This is a genomic window from Planctomycetota bacterium (assembly GCA_035574235.1).
Classification (GTDB): domain Bacteria; phylum Planctomycetota; class MHYJ01; order MHYJ01; family JACPRB01; genus DATLZA01.
Genome location: DATLZA010000021.1, coordinates 13094 through 26424, shown reverse-complemented (window position 1 = coordinate 26424; position 13331 = coordinate 13094). Strand labels below are relative to the sequence as shown.

General features: G+C 70.6%; 11 protein-coding genes. 8 read left to right on the top strand and 3 right to left on the bottom strand.

Annotation, left to right across the window (positions count from 1 at the left end; translation table 11 throughout):
- Positions 1 to 13 precede the first annotated feature (13 nt).
- Genes VNO22_01600 through VNO22_01590 form a run of 3 tightly spaced genes read right to left on the bottom strand, consistent with a single transcriptional unit; the run spans position 14 to position 3260 of the window.
- Positions 14 to 1264 (bottom strand): trypsin-like peptidase domain-containing protein, encoded by a 1251-nt coding sequence (locus VNO22_01600; protein HXG60043.1) that lies wholly within the window; start codon positions 1262 to 1264, stop codon positions 14 to 16.
- Entirely contained in the window at positions 1261 to 2292 is a 1032-nt protein-coding gene (locus VNO22_01595) for a trypsin-like peptidase domain-containing protein (GenBank protein HXG60042.1), read from the bottom strand. Before VNO22_01595 ends, VNO22_01600 begins: the two co-directional genes overlap by 4 nt.
- On the bottom strand, positions 2289 to 3260 hold the full coding sequence (locus VNO22_01590; GenBank protein ID HXG60041.1) for a S1C family serine protease: 972 nt from the start codon (positions 3258 to 3260) through the stop codon (positions 2289 to 2291). The genes VNO22_01595 and VNO22_01590 overlap by 4 nt, the downstream gene beginning before the upstream one ends.
- 88 nt (positions 3261 to 3348) lie before the next feature.
- On the opposite strand from VNO22_01590, the gene VNO22_01585 reads away from it, so the two are divergent.
- The 8 genes from VNO22_01585 to VNO22_01550 all read left to right on the top strand — a co-directional run bounded on the left by VNO22_01585 (position 3349) and on the right by VNO22_01550 (position 13329).
- On the top strand, positions 3349 to 4281 hold the full coding sequence (locus VNO22_01585; GenBank protein ID HXG60040.1) for a hypothetical protein: 933 nt from the start codon (positions 3349 to 3351) through the stop codon (positions 4279 to 4281).
- A 223-nt stretch (positions 4282 to 4504) separates the two neighbouring features.
- The gene (locus VNO22_01580; GenBank protein ID HXG60039.1) at positions 4505 to 6232 is read left to right on the top strand and encodes a proline--tRNA ligase; all 1728 of its coding nucleotides are present in this window, start codon (positions 4505 to 4507) and stop codon (positions 6230 to 6232) included.
- Positions 6204 to 6794 (top strand): hypothetical protein, encoded by a 591-nt coding sequence (locus tag VNO22_01575; GenBank protein HXG60038.1) that lies wholly within the window; start codon positions 6204 to 6206, stop codon positions 6792 to 6794. The genes VNO22_01580 and VNO22_01575 overlap by 29 nt, the downstream gene beginning before the upstream one ends.
- Before the next feature lie 11 nt (positions 6795 to 6805).
- Positions 6806 to 7558, top strand: a complete 753-nt coding sequence (locus VNO22_01570) for a TatD family hydrolase (GenBank protein HXG60037.1) — start codon at positions 6806 to 6808, stop codon at positions 7556 to 7558.
- Between the two features lie 18 nt (positions 7559 to 7576).
- Positions 7577 to 8497: an NAD-dependent epimerase/dehydratase family protein gene (locus VNO22_01565; GenBank protein ID HXG60036.1), complete on the top strand. Its 921-nt coding sequence runs from the start codon at positions 7577 to 7579 to the stop codon at positions 8495 to 8497.
- On the top strand, positions 8494 to 9672 hold the full coding sequence (locus VNO22_01560; GenBank protein ID HXG60035.1) for a hybrid sensor histidine kinase/response regulator: 1179 nt from the start codon (positions 8494 to 8496) through the stop codon (positions 9670 to 9672). The genes VNO22_01565 and VNO22_01560 overlap by 4 nt, the downstream gene beginning before the upstream one ends.
- Positions 9669 to 12734 carry a PAS domain S-box protein gene (locus VNO22_01555; GenBank protein ID HXG60034.1) on the top strand — a complete coding sequence of 1022 codons (3066 nt, stop codon included), beginning with the start codon at positions 9669 to 9671 and terminating at the stop codon, positions 12732 to 12734. The genes VNO22_01560 and VNO22_01555 overlap by 4 nt, the downstream gene beginning before the upstream one ends.
- A 37-nt stretch (positions 12735 to 12771) precedes the next feature.
- A complete protein-coding gene (locus VNO22_01550) occupies positions 12772 to 13329 on the top strand; it encodes a response regulator (GenBank protein ID HXG60033.1) in 558 nt (185 codons plus the stop codon).
- Positions 13330 to 13331 lie beyond the last annotated feature (2 nt).

Here is a 13331-nt window from a genome sequence, read left to right as displayed (position 1 = left end):
CAAAGGCGGACGATCACTCCTCCGGCGCGCCGGCCAGCGGCAGCTCCAGTTCCGCCTCGCCGCCGCGGCGGAGGATCGAAAGCTTCGCCGAGCCCTGGGGGCGCGCCGCCCGGAGCGCCTCGCGGAGATCCTCGGGCGTGCGGACGGGCTTTCCGCCGGCGGCGCGGATCAGATCGCCCGTCCGCAGTCCCGCCCGCGCGGCCGCTCCGGAAGGGTCGACCGACTCCACGCGCACGCCCCCCGCTCCCCGGGCCGGAGCGAACCCCAGCGCCGCGAAAAAGCCGCGTGTGCGGATCCGCTCGGGATCTCCGAGGAACACGCGCAGCTCCTTGCGCTCCGCCCCCCGCCGCACCGAAACGCGCAGCGTCTCCCCCTGCGGCCATCCGCTCACCAGACCGTGGAAGCGGTTCGCGTTGTAAACCCGGCGGCCCTCGATCTCGAAGATGATGTCCCCCGTCTCGAAGCCCGCCGCCTCGGCGGGCGTCCCCGACGTGACCCCCGCCACGAAGACGCCGTCCCCGTACCGGCCCACGTTTTCGTAGCGCGGGTCCCCGCACTCCCCGATCGTGAGGCCCTCGACGTACCCCTCGTCCACCCGTCCGCCCGCCCGCAGCGCCGGCAGGTACCGCCGGATCTGGTTGGACGGGATCGCGTAGCCGATCCCGGTGTTGACCCGGCTCATGAAACGGCGGATGTCGATCCGGCCGTTGATGCCGACGACCTTGCCGTCCAGGGTCAGAAGGGGACCCCCCGAATTGCCGGGATTGATCGCCGCGTCCGTCTGGATCGCGTCGAAATACCCCGGATTGTCCATATACCGGTGAAGCGCCGAGACGACCCCGTAGGTCAGCGTCGGTTCCCAGCTCCCGCGGCCCACGAGAAACGGGTTCCCGAGGGCGACCACGGGCTGCCCCACGGCGAGGCGGTCGGAATCCCCCAGCTCCAGATGCGGCAGATCCTTCGCCTCCCGCAGCCGGCAAAGCGCGATATCGCCGTGCGGCTCCCATCCCACGACGTCCGCGACGAAAACCCGGCCTCCCGCCAGCCGCACGCGCTGGCCGTCCCGGTCCCCCGAGACGTGGAAGTTCGTCAGCACCCACCCGTCCGGAGAAATGCACACGCCGGATCCGTTGCCGAAGAAGACGAAGGCCGGCCGGATCCGGTCGGCCAGGGCGCGAAGGTCGCGCTCGAAGGCCTCCAGCCGCCGGAGGTCCTCGTCCGGAGCCGCCTGCGCCGCCAGCAGGAGCGCCGCCAGGAGCGTCACCGCCCGGCCCTCCCTTCGAGCTTCACGCGGAACTCCCGGTCCTCGTGCTCGTCCCCGCCGCGGGGACGCCGGACCTTCACCCTCAGTTCATCCCCCGCCTTCTTCCGGGAGAGAATCTCGTCGAGCGCTTCGACGTCGGGAACTTTCTCCCCGTCGATCTCCATGAGGATGTCCCCGGGTTTGAGGCCCGCGCGGTCGGCCGGCGACCCGGGGACGACGAGCGCGACGGGGACCCCCTCCCCCTCGGGGTTCCCTTCGCCGGGTTCGATCCCCAGGTAGGGGCGCGGCTCGGCGGCGATCCGCTCGCGCGCCTTGAGACGGGCCAGCACCCGGTCGATCTCGGAGGCCTTGCAGGCGAAGCCCACGCCGCCGGACTGGCCCCACGGGTTGCGCGGCCGGATGTGCGCGGCCACGCCCACCAGCTCCCCGCGCAGCGTGACGAGCGCCCCGCCGGCGTTCCCGTAATTCATCCGCGCGTCCGTCTGGACGGCCGTTCCGTTCATGCGCTCCAGGGCGCTCAGGATTCCCGGCGTCACCGTCAGGCGCGCCTTGTCCGGCGAGCGGCCGAAAAGAGCCACCAGGGTCCCCTGGCTGAGCGAAGCCGGATCGGCCTTGGGCAGGACGGGCAGTCCCGCGGCCTCGATCTTGAGAAGCGCCACGTCCCGCCCCTCGTCCACGCCCAGAAGCTCCGCGGGGAACTCCCGGCCGTCGGACAGCGTCACGCGGATCCCGCGCGGGCGCAGCTCCCCGGACACGTTGAACGCGCTCGTGACGATGTAGCCGTCGGGCTCGTAGACGACGCCCGAGCAGGGGCCGGGCGGACGGTTGAAGTAGTCGGCGTGGGCGGCCAGGTGGCCCCGCGCGATGCGGCCCTCCGGATCGTTTTCGCGCTCGACCTCGATCGCGACGATCGAAGGGCCCGCGGTCTCGGCCAGGATCCGGAGCCGGCGCCCGAGCGCGTCGGCCGGCAGACCCTCGCCCGCCTGGGCTCCGAGGAACGCTCCCGCGACCGCCGCGGCGAGGATCATTTCTTCGCCTCCAGCGTCACGCGGACCGTTTCCTCCCGGCCGGCGATTTCCGCCCGGATCCAGACGACGGCGCCGGGCTCCAGGCCCTTGAGGCGCTCGGCCAGCTCGCGGGCCGACCGCAGCCGCGCGCCGGCGACTTCGATGAGCACGTCTCCGGGCGCCAGCCCCGCCTGCGCGGCGGGTCCGTCCGGACGCACTTCCGCCACGACCACCTTGCCCTGCTCGTCGCGCGCCTTGAGCCCCAGGTCCGCCTCGCCCGTCGCGGGCGGAAGATCCTCCGCCGCGGCGGCCGGGCGCGCCCGCAGGCGATCGAGGGCCGGGCGGATCTCGTCGATGGGAATGGCGGCTCCGAGGAAGCGGTTGGGGGAATAGTTGGGGGTCATGAGTCCCACCCCGCGGCCCGCCGCGTCCAGGAGCGGCGCGCCTTCCATGCCCACGTTCATGGCCGCGGTCGTCTCAAAGACCCGGCCCGTGTAGGACGCCCCCGCTCGCGGCTCGGCCAGCCGGTAGATTCCGCTGACGACGCCCGCGTGAAACGACGGCTGGTCGTCGTGGATGATCGCGTTGGCGGCGTTCCCGATCGTGTAGACGGGATCGCCGACGCGGACGTCGGCGGAGCGTCCGAGCTCGAGGGGCTTGAGCCCGCCCGGCGCGCGGACCCGCAGGAGCGCGATCTCCTCCTTCGGCGCGGCGGCCACGAGCTCGGCTTCGTAGAGCCGGGGACCGGCGGTCCAGATCCGGATCGAGCCCGACCCTTCGGGGCAGACGGCATAGCTCGTCAGCACGAGGCCGTCGGCGGAAAGGACGATGCCGGTGCCCGAACGCTCGCCCAGCGGCGCCAGCGCCCGGACCGCCACGATCGATTCGCGGACTTTCTCGTAGACCGCCCGGGGGGAGGCCGGGTCCTGAGCCCCGGCGGGGGAGGCCAGAAGGAGCGCCCAGAACCACGGCTTTCCTCGGAGAGGCATCTTCACTATTATACGGGCCGCGTCGTTTCCGGCGAACTCCCTCGGGGGGGACGGTGTCTTAACGTCGGAGGCGTTCGAAGGAGGTACGATGAAAACGCTGCTGGTCGCGGGCGTCGCGGCGGGGCTTCTCGGCCTGGTCCAGGACGAAAAAGTCGAGCTTCGCTACCGGTTCGCCCCGGGGGACAAGTTTCCGCTCAAGATCCGCCAGTCGCTGAGCGTCAAACTGGATCAGGTTCCGGAGGCGCTCCAGGGGATTCTGACGGCGGATCCGGTGGAGCTCAAGATCGAGGCCCTGCTGGACATGGAGGTGAAGGAGGCGGGGGCGGAGGGCGCCGCGCGCCTCGAGGGCCGCTGGCGGCGGATCGCGGCCAAGGGGCGGCTGCTGGTGCAGGAGGTCGATTACGTCTACGACGCCGACGGCGGCGGCAAGGCGCGCGCCCCGGAGGCCGCTCCCGGAGGCGATCCGCTCCAGGGGCTGATGCATCTGGAGGAGCGACTGGACAAACTGGTCCGGGAGCCGCTTCGCCTTTCCGTGGACCGCCTGGGAAAGGTCCGGCTCGAGGGCGGATCGAGCCGTCGCGTGGAGGAGATCCAGACGGTGTTCCTGTCGCTGCACGGCCTGATGGGCGCGCTGCCGGAGGCGCGGGTGGGCCGTGGGGATTCCTGGAAGGGGGAAGTGGATCTCGGCGTGCCGGGCCTGGCGGGCGCGGTGGGGTTCAAGATCCGCAGCGAGAACACGTACGCCGAGGACGGGACGGCGGGCGGGGCCGCCTGCGCGGTGATCCGCTCGAAGTTCACCGTGGCCGACGGCGAGCGGGACGGCCGCCCTCTCGAGATTCCCGTCAAGACGACGGGCGACGGAGAGGGAAAGGTCTACTTCCGGGTCAAAGACGGACGTCCCGCCCGGGCGGAGAACCGCCTGAACGTGCGGCTGGAGGTGACGGCTCCGGATCCGGGCGGCGGGGACCCCTTCGAGATCAAAGGCACGATCCGGATCGACCAGGTTCAGGAGCTGTCGTAGGAGGGCTTCGATTCCGTCCGGGCGGCCGGGTGCGACGGGGGCGGAGAGGATCGCCGCGGTTCGGAAGCGCCTCCGCACGTTTGCGGATCTCAAGGAGACTCCGGACGGCGGGAGGCGGCACGAGATCCCGGAGAGGGGACCTTCAGGGGACTCCGCCGCCGCGCCCGCCGTGGCGCCGGAACGCTTGCCGCCTCCCCCGGGCTGTGCTATAACCGCGAAACCGATGCGGTGGACCCGTACCTTCATCCCGACGCTCCGCGAAGCGCCCTCGGAGGCCGAAAGCCCCAGTCACAAGCTCATGGTCCGGGCGGGCCTGGTGCGGCAGCTTTCGGCGGGAAGCTACAGCTATCTTCCCCTGGGCTACCGGAGCCTGAGGAAGGTGGAAGCCCTCGTGCGGGAGGAGATGGAACGCGCGGGGGCGGTCGAGCTTCTGATGCCGGCGCTTCATCCGGTGGAGCTCTGGCAGGAGACGGGGCGGTTCCAGGCCTTCGGGGACACCCTCATGAAGGTGAAAGACCGCCGGGGGACGCTCAACGTTCTCGGGCCCACCCATGAGGAGGTCGTCACCCACATCGTCCGGAACGAAGTCAAGTCCTACCGGCAGCTCCCCCTGACGCTCTACCAGATTCAGGGGAAATTCCGGGACGAGCCGCGTCCCCGGCACGGCATCATCCGGACGCGGGAATTCCTGATGAAGGACGCCTACTCGTTCGACGTGGACGAGAAGGGAATGGCGCGCTCGTATCAGGCGATGTACGACGCGTACGTGCGGATTTTCCGCCGGGCGGAGCTCAAGTTTCTTCCCGTGGAGGCGGACACGGGGCTCATGGGCGGGGACGTCTCGCACGAGTTCATGGCGGTGTCCCCCTTCGGCGAGGATTCGGTCGTCACCTGCGCGCGTTGCGGGTATGCCGCCAACAAGGAGAAGGCGGAGTGTCCGCCTTCGGCCGGGGACGGGTTCAGCGGCCTGGAGACGAAGGAGCTTCTGCCCCTCGAGGAGGTCGCCACCCCCGGCGCCTCCACGATCGAAGAGGTCAGCCGGTTCCTCAAGGTCCCGCCCCGCCAGCTCGTCAAGACGCTGATTTACCGGACTTCTTCGGGCTTCCTGGCGGCCCTGGTGCGGGGCGATCACGAGGTGAACGAGGCCAAGCTCCGGCGCGCGGCGCAGGCCGAAGCGCTCGAGTTGGCCACGCCGGAGGAGATCCGGCGCGAAACGGGCGGACCCCTGGGCTTTTCGGGCCCCGTGGGGCTCCGGATGCGCACGATCGCCGACCACGCCGTCGTGGGCCTGGTCAACTTCGTCACCGGCGCCAACAAGGCGGATGCCCACCTGATCAACGTCAACCTGGGGCGCGATGTGCAGCCGACGCTGACGGCGGACATCCGGATGGCGCTTCCGGGGGACCCGTGCCCGCGCTGCGGGGGCCCGCTCGGGTTCACCCAGGGCATCGAGGTCGGCCATGTCTTCAAGCTCGGCACGCGCTACTCCGCCCGGATGAACTGCGCGTATCTCGACGAAAAGGGGCAGCTCCGGCCCATGGTCATGGGCTGCTACGGGATCGGAATCAACCGGATCCTCGCGGCGGCGGTGGAGAATCACCACGACGAGGCGGGGATCGTGTGGCCCCGGGAGCTCGCCCCCTACGCCGTCGAGATCGTCACGATCGACCACAAGAAGCCCCAGATCGTGGAGACGGGCGAGAAGCTCCACGACGCGCTGGCCTCCGCGGGGATCGAGGTGCTCTGGGACGACCGCGACGCGGCGCCCGGCGTCAAGTTCGCCGACGGGGATCTCGTGGGCTTCCCGCTCCGGGTGACGGTGGGCAAGCGGACGCTGGAAGCCGGAACCGTGGATCTCAAGGTCCGTTCGCGCAAGGAGCAGAAAAGCGTGCCCCTGTCGGGGATCGTCGAGGCGGTTCGGGATGAGCTGGCGGCGTACCGTCTTCTGTAGCGCGCTTGTCGTCCTCGGGGCCTGCGCCGGGGGGGGCGGCGGCCGCGCGGGAGAGACGGAGGGCGGCGGCGAGGCCGCGGTCCTGAAGATCTCGCACTTCCGGGCGTTCGAGAATCCGCGCACGAAGAAACTGGAGCCGACCTACCGGGTGGTGATCTCGGAGTCCTGGAGGGATCGCGTGGGCGAAGGAGTGCGGGAGCCGTTTCCCCGCGCGGCGCCCGGCAACATCTATCGAGGCATCGCTCCCGACGCCCGCCTGCGCCACTACGTGCAGAAGCTGCGCGAGTACGGGCTCGACGACCTCGTCGCCCGGAACCCCGACGATTTCCGTCCCGAGGAGCTTCGGCGGCTCGCCGAGAATCCGCAGGAGTCGAGCTATACGCGCATCTTCACGGTGGGGACCGACAAGGGCGCCCGCAGCTACTACTACCGCGACCAGCAGAAGAGCGAGGATCTCATCAAGAAGTTTTTCCGCTGCGAGGCGTACGTCCTGAGCATCATGAACGGCCATACGATCCGGGTGCAGACGGGCGCCGAACCCTTCCTCGAGCGCAATCCGTGACGGAGTCCCCGATGGTCGTGGATTCGCACGCGCACCTCGACGATCCCGCCTTCGCCGAAGATCTGGAGGCGGTTCTCGCGCGCGCCCGCGCCGCCGGGGTGGAGCGCATCGTCACGATCGGGACGAGCCTGGAATCCTCCCGCCGGGCGCGGGACATCGCCGCCGCCCGCGAGGGGGTGGCCTTCGCCGCGGGGATCCATCCGCACGAGGCGGATCATCCGGGCCCCGTGGAGGAACTGCGGGGGCTTCTGGCCGACCCCCGCGCCGTGGCGGTCGGGGAAACGGGCCTCGACTACGTGAAGCGGTACGCCTCCGTGAGCGCGCAGAAGGAGCTTTTCGTGCGGCACCTGGAGCTGGCGCTGGAGACGGGCAAGCCCCTTTCGATTCACTGCCGCGAGGCGCACGGAGACGCGCGGGCGATCCTGCGGGCGCACGCGCCGCTGCGGGGGGTGGTTCACTGCTTCTCGGGGACCGCGGAGGACGTGGAAGCGTACCTGGCTCTGGGATTTTATCTTTCGATCGCGGGGCCCGTGACGTATCCGAACGCGGAGCGGCTTCGGGAGACGGTGCGGGAGATCCCCCTGGAGAACCTGCTGGTGGAGACGGACTGTCCGCTTCTGGCGCCGCAGGCGCACCGCGGGAAGCGCAACGAGCCGGCGTATGTCCGCCACGTGGTCGAGGCGGTCGCGCGCGTCCAGGGCCGCGCCCCCGAGGAGGTGGCGGCCGCGTCGGCGCGCAACGCGCGGAGGCTTTTCGGGCTCTAGGCGCCCGGGGGAGCTCGGATGGGGACGCCGCTGGACGTCGTGACGGGCGGGGCCGGGTTCATCGGCTCGCATCTCGTCGAGGCGCTTCTGGCGGCGGGGCGCCGGGTCCGCGTGGTGGACGATCTTTCGACGGGCCGGCGCGAGCGGGTGCCGGCCGGGGCGGAGTTTCTCCCGGCGGACGTGAACGACGCCGCCGGCGCCGCGGTGCGCGGCGCGGAGGTGGTCTACCATCTGGCGGCGCTGCCGTCGGTGCCGCGCTCGGTGGAGCGGCCGCTGGAGAGCCACCGGGCGACGGCCCAGGGGACGATGGCGATCCTCGAGGCGTCGGCGCGGGCGGGCGTGCGGCGGGTCGTCTTCGCCGGTTCGTCCTCGGTGTACGGGGACACCGCGACGCTTCCCAAGCGGGAGGACATGCCTCCGCGGCCGCTTTCGCCGTACGCGGCGGCCAAGCTCGCCGGCGAGATGTACGCGCGGGCGTTCGCCGCGCTGGGGCGGGTGGAGGCGGTGTGCCTGCGTTTCTTCAACGTGTACGGGCCGCGGCAGGATCCGGACTCCCCGTACGCGGCGGTGATCCCGGTTTTCCTGCGCCGCGCGCGCGAGGGGCGGCCCTTTCCGATCTACGGCGACGGGCTTCAGACGCGGGACTTCACGTTCGTGGGGGACGTGGTGGAAGGAATCCTGGCGGCGGGCCGCGCTCCGGGGGTTTCCGGCCGCGTGTACAACATCGCGGCGGGCCGCCCGGTTTCCGTGAGGGATCTGGCCCGGGTCCTGGCGGCGATCCTGGGGGTGCCGGACGCCGTGGAGGCGCGGCCGCCGCGGCCGGGGGACATCCGGGATTCCTGGGCGGACGTCTCGGCCGCGCGCCGGGACCTGGGGTTCGCCCCGCGCGTGCCGCTCGAGGAAGGGCTGCGCCGGACGGCGCAGGCGCTGGAGCCGTGAAGCGGCACGCCGTCCTGATCGTGGACGACCAGCCGGAGAACGTCAACCTTCTGGCCAATCTTCTGGGCGACCGCTACACCCTCTTCAAGGCGCGGGACGGCGCCTCGGCGCTGGAGATCCTGCGGCGGCACGACGTGCACCTCATCCTGACGGACCAGCGCATGCCCGGGATGACGGGGGTGGAGCTTCTCGAGAAGGCGCGGCGGATCCGCCCGGACTGCGTCCGGATGCTCGTGACCGCCTACCCGGACGTCCAGAACGCGATCGAGGCCATCAACCGGGGGCACGTGAGCCGGTACATCACCAAGCCCTTCGATCCCGACGCCCTGCGGGTGGAAATCGCGCGCGAGCTGGAGCACCTGGACGTGGTGCGGGCGAACCGCCGGCTTCAGGAGGAAATGGCCCGGATGGTGGACGAGCTTTTCCGGGCCAACCAGGAGCTTCGGGATCTCAACCGGATGAAGGACCAGTTTCTGGCCAACTGTTCTCACGAGCTCAAAACCCCGCTCGTGTCCGGGATGGGATACATCGACCTTCTGCTTTCGGGAGGGATGGGGCGCCTGGAACCCCGGCAGGAGAAGGGACTGCGGATCGCGCACCGGAATCTCGAGCGCCTGCTGGGACTGATCGAGAATCTTCTGGCGATGGCGCGGGCGCGCTACCGGCCGGACGAGCTGCGGGTGACGCGGTTCGACCTGAAGTCCCTCGTGGACGAGTGCGTGGCGTCGCTGCGGGCCCGGGCGCGCAAGAAGCGGCTGCGGGTCCGGGTGGTCTGGCCGCGGCGGCGGCCCGTCGTCGAAGCCGACGAACGCAAGATCCACAGTGTCCTGACGAACGTTCTTTCGAACGCCGAGAAGTTCACGCCGGACGACGCCCGGATCGAGATCCGGATTTCGGCCGGGCGGGACGGCCGGTGCCGCGTCACGGTGACGGACAACGGAACCGGACCGGAGCGGGACCCCTCGGAGATCCGGCTGTTCCAGACGAGCGCGGATCCCCGGTATTCCGGCCTGGGGATCGGGCTCATGCTGGCGCGGCAGATTCTGCGGGCCCACGGGTGCGACATCACGCTGGCGCGGCGCCGCGGCGGGGGAGCAAAGGTGCGTTTCGAGCTGCCGCTGGCCCGCCGGCGCTTTCCTTCCGGGGCGCGCGCGATTAAAATTCGAAGCCCATGAGCGATTCCGGGGCGCGGTCTTTCGACGACCTCCTTTTCGCGGAGGCGCCGTTCGGCGTTCTCGTGGCGGACGGGGACTCCGGCCTCGTGGAAGAGGCCAATCCGCAGGCCGTCCGGATTCTGGCGGAGGCCTTCGACGCGCTCCGGGGGCGGCGCCTGGACGAGGTGCTCGAGAGGGCCCGAGGGGAGGGGCGCTCGCCGGTGAGGGTCCGGGAAGCGCGGGGGCTTCGCGGCGGGCGGCCGGTGCGCCTGGCGTTCCTCGAGGACGCCGGGGAGGTCGAGCGCCTGCGCGGGGAACTGGGCGAGGTTCGGGCGCTCCTGGAACGGATCCGGGACGGCGCCAACGACGGGATGGCGCTCCTGGACGAGCGGGGGGTGTACGTCTGGGTGAACCGCAAGCAGCTCGAGATCAGCGGCCGCCGGCGGGAGGACTACGTGGGGCGGAGTTATCTCGAGCTGGCGCCGCCGGAAACGCACGAGGCCTACCGGGCGTATTTCGCGCGCCTGCTGGCCGGCGAGTCCCTGCGGATGCAGGCGCGCCTGCGGACGCCCGCGGGCGAAGAGCGCATCGTGGACGTGAGTTCCGCGCCGATCCGGCAGGGGGAACGGACGTACGTCCTGGCGATCGTGCGCGACGTGACGGAGGAAGCGCGGGCGGCCGCGGCGCTTCAGGCGGAGATCGCGGAACGCCGGCAGGCGGAGGCCATGTGGCGTTCGCTCGTGGAGAACGCGCCGGGGTTCATCCTGACGGCCGACCGGTCCGGCCGGATTCTTTTCATCAACCGGACGGTTCCGGGCCTGGATCCTCGGAGCGTTCCCGGGCGCCCCGTGGAGGTGTTCGTGCCTCCGGCCTCGCGCGCCCTGGTGCGGAACGCGATGGACCGGGTTTTCCGGACGGGGCGGCCGGAAGGCTACGTGGTGGAGTCCGTGGGGCCGAACGGCGGGACGGCGTGGTACTCGGTTCGGCTGGGGCCCGTGATCCGGGACGGGGAGGTGGCCGAGGTCATCTTCATCGCCACGGACATCAGCGCGCAGAAGCGGTTCGAGGAGGATCTCCGGCTCTATCGCGAGGTGTTCCGCCACGCGCCGCTGGGCATTCTCATCGTGGAGCCGGACGGGACGTTCCGCGAACAGAACGAGGCGCACCGGCGGATGCTGGGATACGGGGACGAGGAGCTTCGGGGCCGGACGCCGGACCTGTACGCGGAGGGGGATTTCGGGCGCCGCCTGGCGGAGGCGCTGGGCCGGGGCCACTTTCGCGGGGTGGTGCCGCATCGCCGGCGGGACGGAACGGTGCGGGAGATGGATCTGGTGGCCTTTCCGGTGCGGGACCTCCACGGGCGGGTTCTCTGCGCCGCCGTGCTCAAGCAGGACATCACGGAGCGCCTGAGAGCCGAGCGGCGCACGGCCGTGGAGCACGCGGTGACGCGGATTCTGGCGGAGTCTTCTTCTCTGGGGGAGGCGGCTCCGAAAATCCTGGAGACGGTGTGCGAGGGGCTGGACTGGGAGGTGGGGGCGCTCTGGGAGGTGGACGAAGAGGCGGGGCTTCTTCGGTGCCGGGAGTTCGCGGCGCGGGGGGAGTTCCTCCGGTTCGAGCGGGACACGCGCCGGAGGGCGTTCGGTTCCGGCGAAGGGCTGCCGGGGCGCGTCTGGGCCTGCGGCGAACCGCGGTGGATCGAGGACGTCACGGAGGATCCCAATTTCCCCCGCGCCCCGTCGGCGCGGGCGGATGGGCTGCGCGGGGCGTTCGCCTTTCCCGTGCGGACGGGCGCCGGCGTCCTGGGGGTCGTGGAGTTCTTCAGCCGGGAGGTGCGGCGGCCCGACGGGGAGCTTCTGCGGCTGGTGGCCTCCGTGGGGGCGCAGATCGGGCAGTTCGTGGAGCGCACGCGGGCGCAGGAGGAGCTTCGGTTCCGGACGACGCTTCTGGAGGCCCAAAGCGAGGCGAGCATCGAAGGGATCCTCGTGGTTTCGGCCGACGGGCGCATGATCTCGTTCAACCGCCGCTTCGTGGAGATGTGGGAGATTCCGGAGCGGGTCGTCCGTTCGCGTTCCGACGAGGAGGCGATCCAGGCGGTGCTCGAGAAGGTGGCCGATCCGAAGGCCTTCGTGGAGCGCGTCCGGTCCATCTATGAGCGTCCGGAAGGGACTCATCGGGACGAGATCGCGCTCAAGGACGGGCGGGTCTTCGACCGCTACAGCGCGCCGATCCGGAGCGCGGAGGGGGTGTATTACGGGCGGGTGTGGTTCTTCCGGGACGTGACGGGCCGCAAGCGCACGGAGGAGGAGCTGCGCCGGGCGGCCGACGAGACGCGGCGGGCGTACGAGGATCTGAAGCGGGCGCAGGCGCAGCTCATCCGGTCGGAGAAGCTGGCGTCGATCGGGATGCTGGTCTCGGGCGTGGCGCACGAGATCAACAATCCGCTCAACGTCATCTACGGGAACCTCCGGCTTCTGTCGGACGAAGGCGCGGGTCTGGGCCGCAAGATGCGGGGGATGGTTCGGGACGCGCTCAAGGCGGCGGAGCACGCGCGCCGGATCGTGGAGGAATTCCGGAATTTCGCCCGGGACACGCGCACGGCGGAACCGGTGGACGTGAACGACTGCCTCGAGGAGACGGTGGCGGTTTTTCAGAGGGAGCTGGATCCGCGCCTGACGATCGAGAAGCGTCTAGGGCGCGTGCCGCCGGTGCGGTGTTTCCGGGGGCAGATGAATCAGGTGTTTCTCAATCTGCTCAAGAACGCCGCCGAGGCGATCGAGGGGGACGGCCGGATCGTGCTCCGGAGCGGCCGCCGGGGCGGGGACGTTTTCGTGGAGGTGGCCGACACGGGCCGGGGCATTTCCGAGGAGGTGCGGGAGAAGCTTTTCGAGCCGTTCTTCACGACCAAGCCGGTAGGGCGGGGGCTGGGCCTGGGGCTTTCGATCAGCGCGATGATCGTGCACAACCACGGGGGCCGCATCTCGGTCCGCAGCCGGCCGGGGCGGGGCGCGACCTTCCGGGTGGAGCTGCCGGCGGAGCCGGCGGCGCGCGGCCGGTCGGGGCGCCGGCTTTCGAATTTTCCTTGACGGAGTTGAAGTATACTCTGTATACTTTGGATACTTTATGAAACGGCGGCGAGCCTACACGACCGGCGAGGTCGCCCGCATCTGCCAGGTGACCAAGCGCACCGTCATCAAGTGGATCGACAGCGGGCGCCTCCCCGGATACGTCATCCCCGGCTCCCGCCATCGCCGCGTTCCCGCCGACGCCCTGCGGAAGTTCCTCCGCGCCCACAAAATGCCGGATTATACCTGCTCCCTCCGGCGGCGCGTCCTTATCGTGGACGACGACGCTGATCTCCTCGAGCTTCTCAAGGACGCCCTCCGCGACGAATACGACGTCGAAGTGGCCGGCAGCGCCCTCGAGGCCGCGTCGCGGCTGCCCGTCTTTCAGCCGGACCTCGTCCTTCTGGACATCCGCCTGCCCGACGTCTCCGGCCTGGAGGTCTGCCGGCACTTCCAGAGCTACCGGAAGACCCGGAAGGCCCCCATCGTCACCATGTCCGCCTACGGCGGAGAAATCGACCCCGCCGAAGTCCGCCGCAGCGGCGCGGACGCGTTCCTGCCCAAGCCGCTGAAAATGTCCGAGCTCAAGAAACGCATCGAATCCATGGTCGGTTAGCA

Excerpts from the sequence above, each read along its gene's own strand:
- VNO22_01595 (HXG60042.1), bottom strand. The coding sequence starts at position 2,292 with ATGATCCTCGCCGCGGCGGTCGCGGGAGCGTTCCTCGGAGCCCAGGCG.
- VNO22_01590 (HXG60041.1), bottom strand. The coding sequence starts at position 3,260 with ATGCCTCTCCGAGGAAAGCCGTGGTTCTGGGCGCTCCTTCTGGCCTCC.
- VNO22_01585 (HXG60040.1), top strand. The coding sequence starts at position 3,349 with ATGAAAACGCTGCTGGTCGCGGGCGTCGCGGCGGGGCTTCTCGGCCTG.
- VNO22_01580 (HXG60039.1), top strand. The coding sequence starts at position 4,505 with ATGCGGTGGACCCGTACCTTCATCCCGACGCTCCGCGAAGCGCCCTCG.
- VNO22_01575 (HXG60038.1), top strand. The coding sequence starts at position 6,204 with ATGAGCTGGCGGCGTACCGTCTTCTGTAGCGCGCTTGTCGTCCTCGGG.
- VNO22_01570 (HXG60037.1), top strand. The coding sequence starts at position 6,806 with ATGGTCGTGGATTCGCACGCGCACCTCGACGATCCCGCCTTCGCCGAA.
- VNO22_01565 (HXG60036.1), top strand. The coding sequence starts at position 7,577 with ATGGGGACGCCGCTGGACGTCGTGACGGGCGGGGCCGGGTTCATCGGC.
- VNO22_01555 (HXG60034.1), top strand. The coding sequence starts at position 9,669 with ATGAGCGATTCCGGGGCGCGGTCTTTCGACGACCTCCTTTTCGCGGAG.
- VNO22_01550 (HXG60033.1), top strand. The coding sequence starts at position 12,772 with ATGAAACGGCGGCGAGCCTACACGACCGGCGAGGTCGCCCGCATCTGC.